The organism is Mycobacterium senriense (assembly GCF_019668465.1).
Classification (GTDB): domain Bacteria; phylum Actinomycetota; class Actinomycetes; order Mycobacteriales; family Mycobacteriaceae; genus Mycobacterium; species Mycobacterium senriense.
This window is the reverse complement of the sequence record NZ_AP024828.1, coordinates 3540924-3561547: the sequence shown is the minus strand read 5'-3', so window position 1 is coordinate 3561547 and position 20624 is coordinate 3540924. Positions and strand designations below refer to the sequence as shown.

General features: G+C 68.2%; 11 protein-coding genes and 1 tRNA gene. 4 read left to right on the top strand and 8 right to left on the bottom strand.

Translation table 11 applies throughout. From position 1 onward, the window contains the following. Positions 1–4 precede the first annotated feature (4 nt). The 3 genes from MTY59_RS17045 to MTY59_RS17035 all read right to left on the bottom strand — a co-directional run bounded on the left by MTY59_RS17045 (position 5) and on the right by MTY59_RS17035 (position 4713). Positions 5–1216, bottom strand: a complete 1212-nt coding sequence (locus MTY59_RS17045) for a L,D-transpeptidase (RefSeq protein WP_221046486.1) — start codon at positions 1214–1216, stop codon at positions 5–7. A 159-nt stretch (positions 1217–1375) separates the two neighbouring features. Continuing rightward, positions 1376–2278, bottom strand: a complete 903-nt coding sequence (locus MTY59_RS17040) for a DMT family transporter (RefSeq protein ID WP_221042195.1) — start codon at positions 2276–2278, stop codon at positions 1376–1378. Positions 2279–2355: 77 nt separating this feature from the next. Next, a complete protein-coding gene (locus tag MTY59_RS17035) occupies positions 2356–4713 on the bottom strand; it encodes an MMPL family transporter (protein ID WP_221042194.1) in 2358 nt (785 codons plus the stop codon). Between the two features lie 347 nt (positions 4714–5060). Here MTY59_RS17035 and MTY59_RS17030 point away from each other — a divergent pair, with 347 nt between their 5' ends. From MTY59_RS17030 to MTY59_RS17020, 3 genes are all read left to right on the top strand, one after another. Then, on the top strand, positions 5061–6299 hold the full coding sequence (locus MTY59_RS17030) for a GNAT family N-acetyltransferase (protein WP_221042193.1): 1239 nt from the start codon (positions 5061–5063) through the stop codon (positions 6297–6299). Positions 6300–6594: 295 nt separating this feature from the next. After that, a tRNA-Lys gene (locus MTY59_RS17025) sits at positions 6595–6667 on the top strand. A gap of 129 nt (positions 6668–6796) precedes the next feature. After that, complete coding sequence (locus MTY59_RS17020; RefSeq protein ID WP_221042192.1) at positions 6797–7063, top strand: hypothetical protein; 267 nt, start codon at positions 6797–6799, stop codon at positions 7061–7063. A gap of 76 nt (positions 7064–7139) precedes the next feature. Here MTY59_RS17020 and MTY59_RS17015 read toward each other — a convergent pair whose 3' ends face one another. Further along, positions 7140–7367, bottom strand: a complete 228-nt coding sequence (locus MTY59_RS17015; RefSeq protein ID WP_007774063.1) for a DUF3618 domain-containing protein — start codon at positions 7365–7367, stop codon at positions 7140–7142. A gap of 104 nt (positions 7368–7471) precedes the next feature. Here MTY59_RS17015 and bcp point away from each other — a divergent pair, with 104 nt between their 5' ends. Next, the gene (gene bcp / locus MTY59_RS17010; RefSeq protein ID WP_221042191.1) at positions 7472–7945 is read left to right on the top strand and encodes a thioredoxin-dependent thiol peroxidase; all 474 of its coding nucleotides are present in this window, start codon (positions 7472–7474) and stop codon (positions 7943–7945) included. Here the strand turns inward: bcp and MTY59_RS17005 are convergent. The 4 genes from MTY59_RS17005 to MTY59_RS16990 all read right to left on the bottom strand — a co-directional run bounded on the left by MTY59_RS17005 (position 7942) and on the right by MTY59_RS16990 (position 20424). Then, a complete protein-coding gene (locus tag MTY59_RS17005) occupies positions 7942–9306 on the bottom strand; it encodes a cytochrome P450 (protein WP_221042190.1) in 1365 nt (454 codons plus the stop codon). The genes bcp and MTY59_RS17005 overlap by 4 nt on opposite strands. Positions 9307–9400: 94 nt before the next feature. Continuing rightward, positions 9401–10726 (bottom strand): dipeptidase, encoded by a 1326-nt coding sequence (locus tag MTY59_RS17000; protein ID WP_221042189.1) that lies wholly within the window; start codon positions 10724–10726, stop codon positions 9401–9403. Between the two features lie 10 nt (positions 10727–10736). Continuing rightward, positions 10737–11135, bottom strand: a complete 399-nt coding sequence (gene acpS, locus MTY59_RS16995; protein WP_007774057.1) for a holo-ACP synthase AcpS — start codon at positions 11133–11135, stop codon at positions 10737–10739. A 25-nt stretch (positions 11136–11160) separates the two neighbouring features. Next, on the bottom strand, positions 11161–20424 hold the full coding sequence (locus tag MTY59_RS16990; protein WP_221042188.1) for a type I polyketide synthase: 9264 nt from the start codon (positions 20422–20424) through the stop codon (positions 11161–11163). Between the last annotated feature and the right edge of the window lie 200 nt (positions 20425–20624).

Here is a 20624-nt window from a genome sequence, read left to right as displayed (position 1 = left end):
GCCGTCAGGTGTTGGCGTTGCCCGCCTTCCACTGCGCCCACGGGATGTTCCAGTCGCCGAGCCCCTCGATGCCCGGCAGCGTCGGCCCGAGCGTGTGCACCACCTCGACGATGTCGCCGCTCTTGCTGTGGTCGTAGAACCACTCGGCGTTGCTCGGACTGACGTTCAGGCACCCGTGGCTGGTATTGGTGTGGCCCTGGGCACCCACCGACCACGGCGCGGAATGCACAAAGACGCCGCTGTAGGACATCTGGGTGGCCCAGTCGACTTCGGTGCGATATCCGTTGGGCGAGTTGACCGGAACGCCGTAGGTCGAGGAATCCATGATGATGTGCTTGAACCGCGCACCAATGATGTAGACCCCGTTGGCCGTTGGGGTGCTGTCCTTGCCCATTGACGTCGGCATGGTCTTGACGACATCACCGTTGACCCGCACGGTCACCGTCTTCGTGGTGTCGTCGGCCGTCGAGATCACCTCGTCACCGATGGTGAAGTGCGTCTTGACGTTGTCCTCGCCGAACATTCCGTCGCCCAGGTCCACCCCGTACGTGTTGACCGCCACGTCGATGGCGGTTCCCGACTTCCAGAAACGCTCGGGGCGCCAACGCACTTCGCGGTTGTTGAGCCAATAGAACGCGCCCTCGACCGGAGGGTTGGTGGTGATGCTGATGGCCTTCTGGGCGGCCGCGCGGTTCGCGATGTTCTCGTCGAAGCGGATCGCCACCGGCTCACCGATGCCGACCACGTCGCCGTCGGCCGGGCTGACGTAGGGCATGGTCAGGTGGGCGGGCGAACTGGTCTCGAAGGTCATCTGCTTGCTGGCCGCGCCGCCCAGGCCGGTCGCCTTGACGTTCAGCGTGTAGCGCCTGTTGTAGCCGAGCTGCTCGGTGGTGGACCAGCGCAGCCCGTCGGGACTCAGCTGCCCACTGACCGACCTGCCGTTCTCGTTGACCATGCTGACCGAGGCGAGCACGCCGTCGGCGACGGTCACTGTGACGGGTGCGTCCACCGTCACACCGACGGCGCCGTCGGTCACCGAGGCGGTGAGCTTGGGGACCAGCAGGTCGGCCAGCGGGGTGCCCTTGTCGAAGATGACCTTCGCAGGTGCCGCCCCGTGGTTGCCATTGCAGGCGGCGCTCAACACAGCAATCGGAACGATCGCGGCCACCAGCCATGATCGTCGTCGTCGCAAATGCGCCATCCAGTGACCTTCCATGCAATTCTCTAGGTGGTCACCGCTGACCAGCGAGGTAGCTGCAGGCATTCTAATGGCTTTCGCCGACACTCCCATGCGCATGCGCGACGGGCTGCCGATCGGTGTCGCCACCGCAATCAATCCGTCATTCGGGGCCGGCTCCGGGGCCCGTGCGGCCGATCAGGCCGGTACGCCGACCTCTTCGTGCAGCTGCGCTTCGACCCACTTGCGGGCGCTGACGGCCTCGACGCGCGCGAGCTTGACGATGGCCGCCGTCATCACGGCCGCCGCCGCCACCAAGGCGATCAGTCCGGCGCGACCCGTGTTCAGCGTCTCGCCGAGGACGACGACCCCGAGCACCGCCGCCACCACCGGCTGTGACATTTGCAGGGTGGGCATGGACGCGGTCAACGGACCGGCCCGAAACGCCGACTGACTCCACACGACACCCCCCAGCGCGACCAGAATGCAGGCGTAGAGCTCCGGGGTCCGGGTCACCGCGGCCGCGCCTTCGCCGAGCCGGGCGACGACTTCTTTGGCGAGCACCGCGAAGACGCCCCACAACGAGCCCGATGCGAAGGCGAACAGCGCCGCGGCCGCAGCGCCACCCCAGACCCGACCGGCGACCACGCAGCCGACCAACAGCGGCCCGAGGACAGCGGCTACCGCCGCCCAGGTTCGAAGTGATGCGCCCGAGTGACCCGCTTGCGGGTTACCGACGGTGACGAACACGATCACCGCAGCCGTGAGCAAACCGGCCCATACCCATTCGCCGCCGGTCACGGTGCGGTGCGACAACCTGGCGTTGAGGGGCAGCGCGAACAGCACCGAGGACATCAGCAGTGCCTGCACCAGCAGTACCGAGCCCTCGCCCAGCGCCGCGGCCTGTAGCGCGATGCTCGCCACCAAAAGCAGTGCGCCCCACCACCACCGCTGATTGCGCAGCAAGTTGGCGAATAATGCGACGGAACCGATCGATCTGTCGGTGATGCGGTGCGCCGCGCGCTGCTGCAGGACGTCACCGATTGCCACGCATAGCGCAGAACTCAATGCCAGTAGTGCGGCGATATTCGTGTGGGCCATAAGGGTTCTCCATCGATGTCCGTTGAGGCGGGCGCCGCTTTATTCGAAAGCCATATCCCGATAACCAGCTCATTGCCTCAGTTACGCCCGGTAGCGGCCCTGGTGGGCCACCGCCTGATCAATGACCGCCCCGCGTCGGGCGCGTCGCGGGTCCAGCGGCCCCGCCCCACCGCGACCTCGCCGTCTTCACCGGTCACAGACCGTTCCCGCAACCAGACCAATGGCCGTGGAGCCCACCACGTCCAGCGGCCCAGCAGGTGAATGAAGGCCGGCACCAGGACCATTCGCACCAGGGTGGCGTCGACAAGCACGCCAAGTGTGAGGCCCAGGCCCAGCATGCGCATGAACGACACATGCGCAGGGATCAACGCGGCGAACGAAATCGACATCACCACTGCGGCGGTCGTGACCACCCGGCCGATGCCGGCGATGCCCAGCGCCGTGCTCTCGTCGATGGCGGCGCGCGCCTCGGCCGCGGTTGATGGTGTCTCCCGGATAGCTTGCGAGGCCAGCCAGTACTCATGGATGCGCGAGACCAGGAACACCTCATAATCCATGGCCAGTCCAAAGGCGATGCAGAACAACAAGACTGGGATGTTGGCGTTCAACGTTCCATTGGGCGTGGTGCCCAGGGCGCCCAGGTGGCCGTCCTGGAAGATCCACACCATCGCGCCGAACGCCGCGGTCAGTGACAGCACGTTGCACACCAGCGCCTGCAGCGGCAGCACCGCGCTGCCGGTGAGCAGGAAGAGCAGCGCGAAGGTGACGAGCGCGATGAGACCGAACACGATCGGCAGTCGCTTGGTGATCGCATCGACGCTGTCCCGGTTGATCTGCGCGAGCCCGGTCATCTCGACCGAGCGCCCCACCGGTCCGCCGACCCGATGCAGGCGGTCGAGCTGGGTGTTCGAGGCTTGGGAATACAGCGGCGCCGTGCTGGCGACGGTAAGGAACGCGCTGCCGTTGGCCATGCCGGTGGCCGCGACCGGCGGCCCCACCCTGTTTCCGGCCACGAACGTCCCGGTCGGCGCGCTGACGGCGGACACGTCGGGCACCCGCGACAGCTCCGCCGCGTAATGCTGCAGGTCCGCGGGGGTCACGCCGTGGGCGTCGGGGACGACGACGGACACCGCCGTGCCTAGCCCGTTCGCGAAATCGTTGTCCAGCATGTCGGCGACCTGGCGCGCCGACGCCGATCGCGGGAGCACGCGCTCGTCGGGAAAGCCCCACTTCACCCCCAGAAACGGGGCGCCCAGCAACAGCAGCAGCACCACCACGCTCAGACCGACCGAGATGGCGTGGCGCAACACGAACCGGGTCGACCGGTACCAGAACTGCGCCTCGAGCGGCTGGTGCGCGTGATCGCGAAACGACCGCTGCCCGTGCAGAATGCGATGCATCACCCGCCGCGCGTCCAGCGAGTCCAACCGGGGCCCCAGCAGCACGATCGCGGCCGGGGTCACCACCACGGTGGCGACCGCCACGATGATCGCGGCGACCACGATCGTGTAGGCCGACGATTTCAGGAAGTACATCGGGAACACCGCCATCACGGCCATCGACAGCCCGACGGTGGTGGCCGAAAACAGCACGGTCCGGCCGGCGGTGGCCATGGTGCGGAACAACGCCCGGTCCCGGTCCTCGGTCCGTGCCAGCTCCTCGCGGTAGCGGGTGATGATCAGCAGGTTGTAATCGATCGCCAGGGCGAGGCCCATGGCGATGCTGAGGTCCAGCGCATACGTCGATACATCGGTGGCGAAGCTGATCAGCCGTAACACCGACATGGTGCCAACGATGGCCAATGCGCCCAAGACGATCGGCAGCGCCGCCGCCACCACTCCACCGAGCACCCAGACCAGTACCGCGAAACTCAGCGGGATCGCGATGGACTCCATGAGCAGCAGGTCGCGCTGGTTCTGCTGGTTGATCTGCGCATACGCCACGGCCATGCCGCCGGCGCGCACGGTGACGCCGTCGCGATCGTGCACCAGGTCCTTGGTCAGCGTGCTGGCGTACGTCTGCGCGTCGTTCTCCCCGCCCTTCAGGCTGGCCACGATCATTCCCGACTTGTTGTCCTTGCTGACCAGTTGGGCCGCGGCCGCCGGCGGTGACGTCCACGCCGACGACACCTTCAGCACCCACGGCGATCGTTTCAGCTGGTCGGCGATCTCGGTGCCGACCCGGCGCGCCTGATTACCGCGGGCACCGGTGGGCGCCGTCACCACGATCAGCATCTGCTGGTCGGTCTGGTTGAACTTGTCCCGAAGAACTTCGGTCGCCCGCGCAGATTCCGAAGTGGGGTCCTGGAAGCCGCCCCCGGACACTCTGTTGACCACCGGTAGCCCGAAGATCGCGGCCCCCACCAGAACGAGAGCGGCGACCGCGATGATGCGTTTGGGCGCCGCGATGGCAAGTCGAGCAATTCCTCGCAGCATTGCGATCCTTTCCCTTCCGACGCCCTCGGCGTAGCTCTATACCCAAAGCGGGCCCCCTTGACGCCCGTCAGCACTGATTTACTCCGTAGCGTCGGAGAACACGCACGTACCTTGCGAGACATTTAGACGGTCGCGTCGGCGCAATGATTCCCGTTGCATCGGTGATTCGCCTTAGATCCCTGCCCGTAGCATTACCTCTGTGGGCGGCGTCACTCAACGGCGTTGCGACGTTTCCCCATCGTGCACTCGGGTACCGAAGAAGGGGCGGGGCCCCCAGTAATCAGGCTTTGCTGGATTCGGTGTGCACATCGCTGATTCGGCTGGGCCAGTACCGAATTGGATGAGCGATGAACGCAACGAATGAAGCCATCAGGGTTAGGCATCCAACCGAAAGCGACTGGCAAGCAGTCTATGAGAATCAGGCCCGCGCATACGGGATTTCGGTCGATCCGCGCGACGTCGCGGCTTGGACACGCCGGGTCAACCTGCAAGACATCCTGATTGCCGAGGACATGTCCGACCCGGCACAGCCGTATCTGGTCGGGACTTCCCTTTACTACAGACTGCGGCTCACGGTTCCCGGTGGTGCCAGTCTGGAAGCCGCCTGGTTATCCATGATCGCGGTCGCGGCAACCCATCAAGGAAAAGGGATCTGGCAGCAACTCAGTATCCACGGTTTCGGAATACTGCAAGAACGTGGTTATCCCATTCTTTGTGGTGTTCCCACCCAGCCAACCGTTTACGAGATCTTGGGCGCCGGCGTGACGAGCTACGCCAGGACCTACGACATCGAGCCACGTTTTACCGAGATGCGTGCCAAACCCACCCGAAATCGCGCTCGCGAGGTCGACGCTTCCGAGGCGGCACGTCTGCTGCCCCCGCTTTATGACCGCTGGTGCGCCAGCACTCCGGGTGCGCTGAGCCGGGACGCCGCGTGGTGGGACGACGTTTTGGAAGACAGGATCACCCAGCGTGACGGCGGATCGGCGCTCAATTTCATCATTCATCCGGACGGCTTCGTGACTTACCGAGTGGTCGGAGCGTCGCCCCACGCATATCGGCGGCCCTTCGGCACGGTGATTGTCCAAGACTTCTGTCCCGTCACAAACGAAGCGCACACCGAACTGCTCGCCACGCTGGTGGGCAATAAGACGTTCGACAACATAGTGATCGAAGTCCCAGTCGATGACCCGCTGCCACTCAAACTCAAAGACCAGCTCGCCGCAAAAACCAAAGGTTTGAGCGATTTTCTCTGGATGCGGATCATGGACGTGCCCGAAGCGCTCGGCGCGCGCACGTACTCGGCCGACGCCGACCTCGTACTGGAGATCACAGATCCGCTTAGCGTCGCCGGGGGACGATACCTACTGCAGACGCGCGGTGGTGTGGGGAAGTGCACGCCACACGACGGCGACGCTGACGTACAAATAGGTCTCGGTGATCTGGGAACGATCTACATGGGGGCGCACCGAGCCTCGGAACTTCACCGAGCAAACCGCATCAACGAACTGCAGCCGGGCACACTGCGCGCCCTGGATGCTGCCTTTAGCACCGAGGGGGTACCTTATTGCGGCACACTGTTCTGATAGCCGTCACACTCCGAATCGGTCTGCGACACATACTATTTCGGGAGGACGTGCTAAGCCCCGACAACGCGCCGCGCGACGGTCGACGCTCATAGTGGCGGATCGGTCGAACGTCTGGTCGCCGTGACGAGGTACCCCCGGCAAGCCGAAGGCCACGTAAGCCAGCCTGGCTGGCACCGCCGCAGGAGGGTCGCCCGCAGCTCGCGACTGGGCAGCTATCCTGGAACACGGCCGGGATTTCACTCCGTGGCGCAACGCCTGTTATTGTCGCCTACGCGGTCTCGGCCGTGCACCAGCGCCGTTAGCTCAGTTGGTAGAGCAGCTGACTCTTAATCAGCGGGTCCGGGGTTCGAAACCCTGACGGCGCACCGGCCCACTATTCGGGGCTTTTCCGGTTCGATGGGGATTCCCCGTTGGGTAACAATCTCCGAGAAATCCTTTTCCCAGCTCCCCCGCGAGCCCTACCATCTCTGCGACGGGGTTTTCAGAGGGGACTTGTGAAAACTGAGCTGAAGTGGGTCGAACCCTACGAGGGCCACTTCCATGCCAACATCGACGACCGCAGCGAGTACCGGGTCCATGCGGTCTCGACGGGCGGATTCCGCGCCGAGCGCGTCGATGACGGCTTTGTGCACCACGACCTGGGCAGGGCCAACACCGCCGCCGAGGCGCAAGCGATCTGTCAGGACCTGCACACCCGGACCATGCGACGTGCCGCGTGGGAGGCCTACATGGCCGAGAACGACCCTCCCGGCTGGGAGTAAGCCGGACCACCGCCACCACCGCGACGCCGGGCCCCCTGGGCCGACGGCATTCCGGTGTACGTCCAGACCGGCCGCGTCACCGATTCCTGACGCGGCGCACCGCCACCACCACGACGAGGGCCCCGACCCCGGCCAGCGACGCCAGCACCACCGGCTTTTGCACGAATCCGATCACCCGGACCTTCAGGTCGTCGGCCAGCCGCCGGGGGTTGGCCCGCTCGGCAAGCGAGTCGACGGTGGCCGCCAGCTGGTCACGGGCGACGTCGATGTCCTGCTTGATGGCTTCGGGGTCCCGGTCCGCCACTGTGTCCTCCAAGTCGCCCACTATCCGGCTCATGCACCTGCCCGAACTACCCTAGATCAGCTGGCGGTAACCCCAACGCTCCGGTGAACAGAAAGGTAGTTACCTTGACCGAGACCACGCGGCTTGCACCGGGCGACAAAGCGCCCTCCTTCAGCCTGCCCGACGCTGATGGCAACAAAGTGTCGCTGGCCGACTACAAAGGACGTCGCGTCGTCGTGTACTTCTACCCGGCCGCGTCGACGCCGGGATGCACCAAGCAGGCGTGCGACTTTCGGGACAGCCTGGCCGAGCTCAACGGCGCCGGCCTCGACGTCATCGGGATCTCCCCCGACAAGCCGGAGAAACTGGCCAAGTTCCGCGACGCCGAGAAGCTGACGTTCCCGCTGCTGTCCGACCCCGACCGCAAGGTCCTGGAGGCCTACGGCGCCTACGGCGAGAAGCAGATGTACGGCAAGACGGTCACCGGCGTCATCCGTTCGACCTTCGTGGTCGACGAGAAGGGCAAGGTCGCCGTCGCTCAGTACAACGTTAAGGCGACCGGCCACGTCGCCAAGCTGCGCCGCGACCTGTCCGTCTAGTCGATCACGGCTGGCTGGTTGTACTCGGTAATGGGGCGAGCGATCCCCTGTTCGTCGCAGACCCGCTGCAGCTTGTCCAGCGTCTCGTCGATCCCCGGTCCAAGCCGGGTGCCGGGCGTGAAGGTGGCCGGAAGGTGCTGCATGCCCTGAATCACGCCGATCGTCGGGTAGTGCACGGTGCCCTCGGGGTCGCAGCGGTAGTCGGGCATCCGGTCGAGCACCGCGGTGAGCATTGACTTGAACACGACCCGGGCGACGTTGGAGCCGATGCAGCGGTGGATGCCGAGCCCGAAGCTGAAGTGCCGGTTGTTCTTCCGGCTCAGGTCCAGCCGGTTCGGATCGGGGAACACCGCGGGGTCGCGGTTGGCCATCGCCCAGGACAGCCACAGGCGATCGCCCTCCTTCAAACGCGTGCCCGCAATCTCGAGGTCGGCGGCGATCGTGCGACCGTCGCCCGGAGCGGGCGTGAAGTAGCGCAGGAATTCCTCGGTCGCCGAGTCGAGCAGCGTTTCCGATTCCCGCCTCAGCAGTTCGCGCTGCTCGGGATTTTCGCCCAGCCATTCGAGCGCGTGCGCCGTCAGCGCCGTCGTCGTGTCGAAACCTCCGCCGATGATCAAGCCGAGCATTCCGAGCAGTTCGGCGTCGGGCGCGGGCTCGCCGTCGATCTGCAGCCGCGCCAACGCGTCCACAATGCCGGGGCGCGGGTTGTCTCGGATCTCGAGCAGGTGGTTGAACAGGTCCGCTCCCATCGCCATCGTCTGCTCCAAAACCTTTGGGGCGTCCGGGGAATCGGCGGGAGTGTAGACATTGGCGTGGGCCGGCTCGCAATAGAGCTGCCACTTCTTCAGCGGAACGCCCATCATCGCCAGGGTCAGGACGGCGGGCACCACGTTCGCCAGATCGTCGACGAAATCGATCCGCCCGGCTTCGATCTTCTCGTCGATGCTCGCCCGTACGATGTCGTCGACGAACGGCTTCCAGCGCTTGACGGCCGCCGGCGACAGATACGGGTTGAGGATGCTGCGGTAGGCGGAGTGCTCGGGTTCGTCCATCTCGAGCATGCCGCCACGGACGCCGCTGCCCTGCGGCAGCGTGGGAATGGTGATGCCCTTGTAGCCGGTGCCTTCGCCGGTGACGTCGTGGTCGTTGGACACCTGCGGGCATCGGGCGAGCTCGAAGACTTCCCGACTGCCCGCGGCCACCCAATGCCCGTCGTAGGTGTCCGTCCACGCCATCGGGCACCTGGCGTGCATCTCCTCGGTGATCGCGGTGAACCGCTCGCGGTACTCCGGGGTGTGGCGATCGAAGTGGTAACGGCTGGTCTTGCCGGCGTCTCCGGTCAGGGTGTTTTCCGTGCTCACGGTGGCGTCTCCTGCCGACGGGTGGCTGCATCTAGAAGCAGTATGCGACGAGACCATCGGTCTCGTTAAGCATTTTGACGGTCGAGTTTCCCGCTCAGCCCAGGTTGGCCGGCAGCAGCGCCTCGCTGATCGCCGCACGTTCCAGCACGCCGAGGTGCTGGCTCTCGTTGATGCTGTGGGCCTGCGTCGCGGGGTCCTCCACGCCGGTGACGAGGATTTTCGCCTCCGGGAACGCCTCGGCGAATTCGGCGATGAACGGAATCGATCCGCCCATGCCCATGTCGATCGCGTCGACGCCCCACGCCTGACGGAACGCGGCCCGCGCGGCGTCGTAGACGCTGCCGGTCGCGTCGATCGCGTAGGGCTCACCGATGTCACCGCGCGTGACGCTGACGTGCGCGCCCCACGGCGCATGCTGTTGCAGGTGCGCGGTCAATGCGTCCAGGTGTGCCGCCGCGTCGCCGCCGGGCGCGACGCGCATGCTGATCTTGGCGCGAGCCCGCGGAATCAACGTGTTGGACGACTTCTCGATGGGTGTGGTGTCGATGCCGATCACCGTGATGGCGGGTTTGGCCCACAGCCGCTGCGGGGCCGAACCCGAACCGATTTCGGACACACCGTCCAGCAGCCCGGAGTCGGCACGCACCCGCTCGGGCGGGTAATCGACTGCGGCGGCGGTGCTTTCGTGCAGACCAGCGACGGCCACGTTCCCGTCGTCGTCGTGCAGGCTGGCTAACAGCCGCACCAGCACGCTCAGCGCGTCGGGCACCACGCCGCCCCAGATGCCGGAGTGCAGGCCGTGGTCGAGTGTGGCGACCTCGACCACGCAGTCGACCAGGCCGCGCAGGGTTACCGTCAGCGCCGGGATTTCGGTGCTCCAGTTGTCCGAGTCGGCGATGACGATCACGTCGGCGGCCAGCGCCTCGCGGTGCGCGGCCAGCAGCCGGCCCAGCGATGGCGACCCTGACTCCTCTTCGCCCTCGACGAACACCGTCACACCCACCGGCGGCTGCCCGCCGTGCGCCCGAAAAGCCGCCAAATGCGTTGCGATGCCGGCCTTGTCGTCGGCGCTGCCGCGTCCGTAAAGCCGGCCGTCGCGCTCGGTGGGTTCGAACGGCGGCGAGGCCCATTGGCTGCGATCACCCTCGGGCTGGACGTCGTGGTGGGCGTACAGCAGCACGGTCGGCGCGCCGGGGGGCGCGGGGTGGCGGGCGATGACCGCCGGCGCTCCCCCTTCGCTGACGATCTGTATGTCGCCGAAACCGGCCTGCGACAACAGATCCGCAACCGCCTGCGCGCTGCGGTGTACCTCGTCGCGGCGGCCGGGGTCGGCCCACACCGATTCGATGCGCACCAGGTCTTCCAGATCGCGGCGCACCGACGGCAGCAGCTCGCGGACGCGCTCAACCAGATCGCTCATGGGCTCGAGGCTAGTCGGCGGTCGTCTCCAGGATCGCCACCGCGGCGGCGGTATCCCCCTCGTGCGTCAGCGAGACGTGAATGATCACGTCGGCCAGGTGTTTGGCGATGTCGCCGCTCAGCCGGACCCGCGGGCGACCCCACATGTCGGTGACCACCTCGATGTCGCGGTGGATGTCCTCCGGCAGCACCGGCCGCTGGGCGAACCGCGATCCCGACCACGCCTTGATCACGGCCTCCTTGGCGGCCCAGCGGGCCGCCAGGTGGCGCGCCGCCGACGAACTCTTGTCCGACGCGTCGCGGCGCTCCCCCGGGGTGAACGTCTCGGAGAAGACGGTTCCCGGCTGGTCGACCTGCTCGGCGAAATCAGGGATGGAGACGAGATCGATCCCCACACCGACAATTCCCATGGGTCGCCAGGCTAACGGACCGAGGTCATCCGGCAGAGACCTGGTAGGCCTCGCCGTCACCCAGGCGCGAATCCGGGTTCAGCAGCATCGCCGCCTCCTGACGCTTCTCCGGCGCGTCATGGTCGAAGCGACGGTTCGGCGGCCGCTCGTACATCGGCGCCCCGCCGGCAATCGCCGACGCCAGCCGCCGCTGACCGGCCAGCAGGCGCGCGTCCGCTCGCCGCTGGTAGTCCGCGCGCTGCTCCGGGTCCAGCGCGGCGACGAACGCCTGCGGGTGCACCAGCGCCACCAGCCCCGAAACATGGCCGAACCCAAGGCTGGTCAGCAGTCCCGCCTTGAGCGGGAACTTCTCCCCGAGCCGCAGCGCCTCGCGCACCCACACGAAGTGGGCCGAGCCGGACAGTTCGTCATCGACGCAATCCAGGCTGCGGTTGGGCGGGATGACCCCGTCGCGCAGCATCTGGCACAGGCCCATCATCTGGAAGACCGCCGCGCCGCCCTTGGCGTGCCCGGTGAGGCTCTTCTGCGACACCACGAACAGCGGAGCACCCTCGGAGCGGCCGAGCGAATCGGCGAGCCGCTCGTGCAGTTCGGTCTCGTTGGGATCGTTGGCCAGCGTCGACGTGTCGTGCTTGGAGATCACCGCGATGTCGTCGGCGCCCACACCGAGCTTGGCCAGCGACCGCGCCAGCACCGAATCCTTGCCGCCACGACCGGCGCCCAGCGCGCCCAGTCCCGGCGCCGGGATCGAGGTGTGCACGCCGTCGGCGAACGACTGCGCGTAGGCCACCACGGCCAGCACCGGCAGGCCCATCTTGAGCGCCAGGTCGCCGCGCGCCAGCAGGATGGCGCCGCCGCCCTGCGCCTCGAGGAATCCCAGCCGGCGCCGATCGTTGGGCCGGGAGAACTTCGAGTCGTGGATGCCGCGGCCGCGCATCATGGAGGTGTCGGCGGTGGCCGCCATGTCCCCGAAGCCGATGATGGCTTCCAGCGTCAGGTCGTCGAATCCGCCGGTGACCACCAGCTCGGCCTTGCCGAGGCGGATCTTGTCGACTCCCTCCTCGACCGACACCGCCGCGGTCGCGCAGGCGCCCACCGGGTGGATCATCGCGCCGTAACTGCCGACGTAGCTCTGAACGACGTGCGCGGCAACGACATTCGGCAAAACTTCCTGCAGGATGTCGTTCGGCTTGTTTCGGCCGAGCAGGTTGCCGTGATACATCGTCTGCATCGACGTCATGCCGCCCATGCCGGTGCCCTGCGTGCTGGCTACCAGGCCCGGGTGCACCCACCGCATCAACTCGGTCGGGGTGAATCCCGACGACAGGAACGCGTCGACGGTCGCGACGATGTTCCACAACGCCACCCGGTCGGTCGAGCTGGCCATGTCCTGGCTGATGCCGAACACGGTCGGGTCGAACCCGGTCGGAATCTGCGCGCCGACGGTCCGCGACAGCTTGGTCTTCCGCGGCACCCGAATCTCGGTGCCCGCCTTGCGGATGACCTGCCAGTCACTGGAGTCGGGCACCGGCCGGATGATGGTGTGTTCCGGATCGAACTCGACGAAGGCGCGCGCGTCGGCCTCCGAGGACACCACGAACGCGAAGTCCTTGTCGAGGAACACCGACACCAGCAGCGGCGACGCGTGATCGGGGTCGATCGCGCCGTCGTCGACGAACTCGCGGATACCGCAGCGCTCGACGACGGTGTCGTGGTAGCGCTCGACCAGCTCGGACTCGTCGACCAGATCACCGGATTGCGTGTCGTACCAACCGGGTTGGGGGTCGTCCTCCCAGCGGATCAGGCCGGTGGTCCAGGCCAGCTCCAAGACACCCGCCGCCGACAGTTCGTTGTCGACCTCCATCTCGAAGCGGGTCCGCGACGAGCCGTAGGGGCCGAGTTCCGCGCCACCGACGATGACCACCAGATCGGCCGGGTCGACGTCGAGGTCCGCCCATTCCGGCGGCGGCGCCGGGGTGAAGCCGCGCGGCGGGGACGGCAGCGCGGCAATGGTGCCTTCGGCGCCGGCCTCGCCGGCCGCGTCCTCACCCGAGCTCGCCTGCTCGCGGGCCTTGGCGGCCAGCTCCGCCATGTCGAGGTTGGCCTCGCCCAGGCCGCCGGTCAGGTCCGCCTTGATCGGCGCACCGGCCGCGGCCACCTTGGACTCGATGTCGCAGAGGGACAGCAACATTGCCGCCATCTGGTCGGTCGAGTACGTGGTGACGCCGGCCTCCTCGACCGCGTCCACGATGGCGTCGTTGTGGCCCATCAGCCCGGTGCCGCGGGTCCAACCGATGAGCGCGTGCGCCAGGCTGACCCGGGCCGCCCACGACGACTCGGCGTGCCAGCGGCTGACCAGGGCGTCCAGCGCCGACTTGGCTTCACCGTAAGCGCCGTCGCCGCCGAACATTCCGCGGTTCGGCGAGCCGGGCAGCACCACGTGCAGCCGCGACGCGATGTCGCGCTCGGCGCCGATCTTCGACAGCCCGCCGATGAGCCGCTGCACGGCCCACAGCAGCACCTTCATCTCCATCTCGGAGCGCGAGCCGGCCTCGGACAGGTCACCCGCGACCCGCGGTGCGGCGAACGGGAACAGCAGCGTCGGGGTCTGCGCGTCCTTGATGTGAATCGATTGCGGCCCAAGGCTTTCGGTCTGTTCGGTGCCCACCCACTCGACCAGCGCGTCGATGTCGGAGTAGGACGCCATGTTGGCCGCGACCACCCACAGCGCCGCGCCGAACCGGGCGTGGTCGCGGTAGAGCCCGCGGTAGAACGCCAGCCGCTCGTCGTCCAGCTTGGACGTCGTGGCGATGACGGTGGCACCGCCGTCGAGCAGCCGCCCGACGACCGATGCCGCGATCGAGCCCTTGGAAGCGCCCGTCACGACCGCGACTTCGTGGCTGTAGCGGCCGGGGTCCGGGTTCTCGGCGCCGGCCGCGATCCGCCCGTACAGCGATGCGTGAATCTGCCGGCCCGCGGACAGGGCCTTGCCCTGCCACCAGGTGGCCTGGGTGGCCACGACATGGCCTGCGCCCTCGAACCTTTCGGACAGCTCCACCCAGCGGGCGTCGATGTCACCCTCGTCGGCCAGCCAGAGCTTGACCAGGTCTTCGCGGGCGCTGGCCCACCGGTCGTCGAACAGCACGGCCTTCTTCGGCTCGAACACCGGTGCCACCAGCCGCGGCCAGTCGGCGCCGAGTTCGGTGGTCACCAGGTCGATCAGCTCGGCATCGGTGGTCGCCGGCGACGCGCTGACCGGGTCGTCCAGGCCCAGCTGGTTGAGCACCAGGCGCGCCGCCGATGCCAGCACGCCGTCGCGGCCGGTGATCTGGTCGGTGAATTCGCTCAGCGCGGCCGCATCGATCGTCGCACCGCCGCCGCCACCGCCCGAAGACGGCAGCGCCACCGCGATGCCCCGACGCGCGGCGACGGAAGCCACCGCGGCATCGATCGCCTTGTCGACGGCCGCGGTGTCGGCCAGCGCACCCTCGTGCAGGTGGCCCATGGCGCCACCCCGGACACTGGTCCCCTCGCGGGTGCCCAGCGCGACCTCGACCGTGACGTGCTTGGCCCAGCCGTCGCCGAGCTCCCAGGTCTTCTTCACCCGCTCGGCGATGGCTGCAGGCCGCTTACCCGACGGCCCCAGCACCGTGCGCAGCTGATCGTTGATCGCGTCGGAAAGCACTGGGCCGTAAGGCTTGTAGGTGCGCGCCAACTTGGTGACCTGCGCGCGCAGCCCGGCCAGGTCGGCTTCGGCCGCGCCGTCGATGGCGCCCAGGTTCAGCTCCGAACCCAGGTCCACCAGCAGCTGGTTGCGCCGCGACGACGCGCCGTCGGTGATGGATTCGATGGAGTCCAGCTCCTCGATCTGGTCGATGCGCATCTTGGCTGACAGCGCGATCAGCGCCAGGGTGGCGTCGGCGGCGTCGAACCCGATGTCGTCGGGTCGGGCCGCACCCGACGGCGCGGTCGGCGCGGCGGCGGGGGCCGCCGGAGCGGCCGCGGCCGCTTCCGGCGCCGACGCACTGTCGGCGGGCGCCTCTGGCTCGTCCTCCGCCTCCGGCTCCGGGTCGGTGTCGGTGGCGAACAGCACCGCCGCGTCGCGCTCGGCGTTGAGCACCTCCACTGTGCTGTGGGCATATTCGGGCAGCTTGAGGGTGTTGGTGGCCAGGCCCGCGACGGTCGGTGCGGACTTCACACCGATCTCGACGAACCGCTCCACACCCAGGCCGCCGGCGGCCTGCTCGGTGAACAGCAGGTCCTGGGTTTCGATCCAGCGCACCGGGCTGGCGAATTGCCATGCCAGCAGCTCGATCAGGACGATGCGGGCCATCTCGATGCGGCGCTCGGCAAGCCAGGTGTCGTAGTCGGCGAGGATCGGGTCGAGCGGCTCGGCCGGCACCAGGTCGCGGATCTCCTGGATGAAGTCGCGGTCCAGCGTGAACGGACGCGGCACCAGGTTGGGGATGTAGCGCCCGATGATGACGTCGGGATCCTTGTCGCGCGGCATGACCCGGTCGAGTGATCGCCGGAACTCCGCCACACCGACCCGCAGCACGCGGGAGTGGAACGGGACGTCGATGCCGGGCACCAGGATGAACGAGCGCTTGCCGCCGGTGATCTCGCGGCGCCGCTCCACCTCTTCCTCGAGCGCCTCCAGGCCGCGCACCGTGCCGGCGATCGCGTACTGCGACCCGCGCAGGTTGAAGTTGACGATCTCGAGGAATTCACCGGTCTTGGCCGCGATGTCGGCGACAAACGCCGGCACCTCGTCGTCGGGCAGGTCGATCTGCGACGGCCGGATGGCAGCCAGCCGGTAGTTGGACCGGCCCAGCTCGTCGCGCGGCACGATGTCGTGCATCTTCGATCCACGGTGAAACACCGTCTCCAGCAAGGCTTCCAGCTCATAGATGCCGGTCACGCAGGCCAGCGCGGTGTACTCGCCGACGGAGTGGCCGCAGGCGATCGCATCCTCGACGAAGGCGCCCTGCTCGCGCATCTCGGCGACCTGCGCCGCGGCCACCGTGGCCATCGCGACCTGGGTGAACTGCGTCAGGTACAGCACGCCCTCGGGGTGGTTGTAGTGCACACCGCTGGCGATGATGCTGGTCGGGTTGTCGCGCACCACGTGCAGAACCGAGAAGCCCAGGGTCTCGCGGGTGAACTTGTCCGCTTTGTCCCACACCTTGCGGGCGGCCTTGGACCGGGCCCGGACGTCCATGCCCATGCCCTTGTGCTGGATGCCCTGGCCGGGGAACGCGTAGACGGTGTGCGGGGCCGCCAGGCGGGCCGTCGCCGACATCACCAAATCGGATCCGATCTTGGCGGTGACCTCCAAAACCTCGGCGCCCTGGTCGATTCCGACCCGGTCGACGCGGAAGGCGACCTCGTCGCCGGGACGCACCATGCCCAGGAAGCGCGCGGTCCAGCCGATCAGCCGCGCCGGCGGGCGGGCCTGACCGTCGGTGGCGGTCACCGCGTGCTGGGCGGCGGCCGACAGCCACATGCCGTGCACGATGGGCGATTCCAGACCTGCCAGCAGCGCGGCGGCCCGGTCGGTGTGGATGGGGTTGTGGTCACCGGAGACCACCGCGAACGGACGCATGTCGACCGGCGCGGTGATGGCGACGTCGCGGCGGCGCCGGCGCGGGGTGTCGGTCGCGTTTTCGGAGACCGCGCCACCGGCGCGCGTCGGGTCGGTCAGTTCGGCGGCCCCGGTGCGGCCCAGGATGGCGAAACGCTCATCGAGGGTGGCGATCGCCTGACCGTCGGTGTCGATGATGGTGACCGAGACCGGGACGACGCGCCCCGTGTCCGTGTCGACGGCCGCCGAAGCCGTTGCGGTGATGGTCAACTGCGACCGGGTTGCCGGCAGCTTGCCGACCATGTGGGCGGCGTGGTCCAGATGCACCAGGCTCAGCAGGCCCTCGACGACCGGGACGCCGGCGTCGGTGACGGCCGAGCCGATCGCGGAGAAGACGGCGGGCCAGCACGGTCCGACGAGCGCGTCGGGCACGGTGGTGAGGCTGGGCGCCAACGGTTCTCCGAAGGTGGCCGTGACGCCGGTGTGGTCGGCGACCCGCTCGGGGTCCCAGTCCACGGTGACGGTGGCGGTTCCGTCGGTGACGGCGGGCAGGAACTCCGGCCCGTCGACGCCGGCGGCGATGGCCAGCACCGCACGCATGGCCGTGGCGGCGTCCTCGGTGGAGACCACCGGGGTGGCGCCGTCAACGGTGTTGGGCGGCAACGTGAATGGGATGTCGATCCAGCTGCCCGACACCGGGACACTGAGCACGACGCGGTCGCCTTCGACCTGCAGCCGCGCGCCGGTGGACGAATGCGTGGCGCGGCGGCTCTCGGGTCCGTCGTGCACCAGCCAGTCGGAGGGGTCGGCGATGCGATGAACCGGGTTGGTCGCGGTGCGGCCGGCCCATTGGACATCGGGGGCGTCCAGCACGACGGCCAGCGGGCCGGTGACGTCGGCGCGGCCCGTCCGGCGTGACGTGACGGCCTTGGGCTCGACTCCGGCGGCGAGCGCCTCGTCGATGGCCGCCTGCTCGAAGCGGTCCAGCAGTTCACCGACGGGCTCGTCCATCCGGGTGATGCCCGCGACGGCCGCGGTACCCGGGATGATGCACACCTGATCGGCGTCATAGCGGGCGTCGTGCGCCTGCCACAGCGAATCGCTGCGCCACCAGCGCCGCACGTCCTTGTCGATCACCGGCACGAAGTTGACCGGCTTGCCCAGCATCTTGCACAGCGTGACGAAGAACGGGACGTCGGCCGGGTGCAGCTGCACGCGTTCGGCGTCGGGGTAATGCGCCAGGAGGGTGGCGATGGCCTCGGTTGGGTTTTCCAGCAGCCGCGCGCCGTCTTCGGTGGAGCCGTCGAACAGCGTCTCGATGGGACCGAAATCCTGTGCATGCAAACGGGCTTCGGCCCGCTGCAGCATCTGCTCGAAACGGTCGCGCCAGGTGTCGGCCAGCCACTGGCTGCCGGGTGAAGCGGTGTCGGCGGTGGAATCGCCGTCCCCGATGGACAATTCGACGTAGCGCTGCAACCACTGCAGGTAGGTCATCTCACCGGCGTCGCCGAAGTACGGCTTGGCGGTGTTGGCCATCGCCGCGATGATCTCGTCGCGACGCTCCGCGACGGCGTCGGCGTCACCGGCGACCTCGTCGAGAAGCCGGCCGCACCGCGAGGCGCTGTTGTCGATCTCGTGGATGTCCGCACCGAGCTGGCTGCGACTGGAAGCCATTCCGCCCGAGGCTTTTCCGGCGCCGATCCACCGATCGGTGCCCTGGGTTTCGACCAGCATCCGCTTGACCGACGGCGAGGTGGTGGCCTCCTTGGCCGCCATCGCCGCGGTGCCGACCAGGATCCCGTCGATCGGCATCAGCGGGAAGCCGTACGCCTGGGCCCAGCGTCCGGACAGGTAGTCGGCCGCGCGCTCCGGCGTGCCGATGCCGCCGCCGACGCAGACGGTGATGTTGGAGCGCGACCGCAATTCGGAGTAGGTCGCCAGCAGCAGGTCGTCGAGGTCTTCCCAGGAGTGGTGGCCGCCGGCGCGCCCGCCCTCGATGTGCGCGATCACCGGCTTGGTGGACACCTCGGTCGCGATGCGGATGACCGAGCGGATCTGCTCGACGGTGCCGGGCTTGAAGACGACGTGGCTGATGCCGACCTCGCCCAACTCCTCGATCAGCTCGACGGCCTCCTCCAGATCCGGGATGCCGGCGCTGACCACCAGACCGTCGATCGCCGCGCCGGACTGGCGCGCCTTCTGCACCAGCCGCTTGCCGCCGACCTGCAGCTTCCACAGATACGGGTCCAGGAACAGCGCGTTGAACTGGTAGGTCCGGCCGTCCTCGAGCAGCCCGGCCAGCTGCTCGACGCGGTCGGCGAAGATCTCCTCGGTGACCTGCCCGCCGCCGGCCAGCTCGGCCCAGTGCCCCGCGTTGGCTGCGGCGGCCACGATGTGGGCGTCGACGGTGGTCGGGGTCATGCCGGCCAGCAGGATCGGCGAGCGCCCGGTCAACCGGGTGAACTTCGTCGAGAGCTTGACCCTGCCGTCGGGCAGGCGAACCAGGGTCGGGGCGTAGCTGGACCAGGCCCGCGCCACCTCGGGGACGGCGCCGACGGTGAACAGGTTGCGCTGCCCGCCGCGGGTCGCCGCGGGCACGATGCCCACACCGAGGCCGCGGATCACCGGCGCAGTCAACCGGGTCAGGATGTCGCCGGGGCCCAGGTCGAGGATCCAGCGCGCGCCGGCGTCGTTGACCCGGGTGATCTCCTCCACCCAGTCGACCGGACGCACCAGGATGGACTCGGTCAGTTGCCGGGCCAGCTCGACGTCCAGGCCGACCTTCTCGGCCCAGCCGCCGACGATGTCGATGCCGTCGGCGAGCCGCGGCGTGTGGAAACCCACCTCGACCTGCACCGGGTCGAAGACCGGCGAGAAGACGTCGCCGCCGCGCAGCTTGTTCTTCCGGTCGGCTTCTTCCTTCTCGGAGATCTGCTGGCAGTAGAGCTCGAAGCGGGACAGCTGTTCCGGGGTGCCGGTGATGACGACCGAACGGCGGCCGTTGCGGATGGACAACACCGGCGGCAGCACGGTGCGCACGTCCTGCGCGAACTCATCGAGCAGCCGGCCGATGCGTTCGGGGTCGGCGTTGGTGACCGACACCATCGGCGGGCGGTCGCCGAGCACCGAGATGCCGCGCCGACGGGCCACCAGGGTCCCGGCCGCACCGATCAGCTGGGCCAGCGCCAGCAGCTCGACATCGCGGGCACCTCCGGCCTTCAGCGCCTCGACGGCGAGCACACCCTGGGAATGTCCCGCGACGGCCACCGGGGGCGTCGCCTTCAGGTCCATGCCTTGGCGAGCCAGCGCCCGCACGGCCGCGATCTGGGTGAGCAGCACGCCCGGGATCGACACCGCGGCCGAGGTCAGGTGCTTGTCCGAGGGGACCGGGTCCTCGGCCGCCAGCGCACGCACCCACGACAGCGGCTCGAAGCCGATCGGACGCACCACGACGAGCTCTTTGGCCACCGGCTCGAGGAGCAGGTTGACCTCACCGACCAGTGTTGCCAGGTCGGACTCGACGCCGGCCGACGACACCAGTTCTTCGAGGGTCTCCAGCCAGGCGCTGCCCTGGCCGCCGAATGCCACGGCGTAGGGCTCGCCGGCCGTCAGGCGGTCGACCAGGGCGTGGCTGTCCCCGGCGTGGCGGGCCTTGCCTTGGCCGTCGCGGTCAGCGGACACCCGGTCGTGCTCGTGGATCGTCACCTTGTCTGTCTCCCCTGTATGCGTCTTTAGGTCTCGTCGTCTGGCGGTCACCACCGCCGGGCGGGGTTCTGTCGATGCGGCGTGGTTCGGCGTCGAATCACAGCCGGGAAAACGGCCGGCCGGTGTGTTGTCGGCGGACCGCCCGGCTGGGGCTGAGCGGCGCGACGGACTCCATCGGCTGTACTAAGAGTGTCATAAGG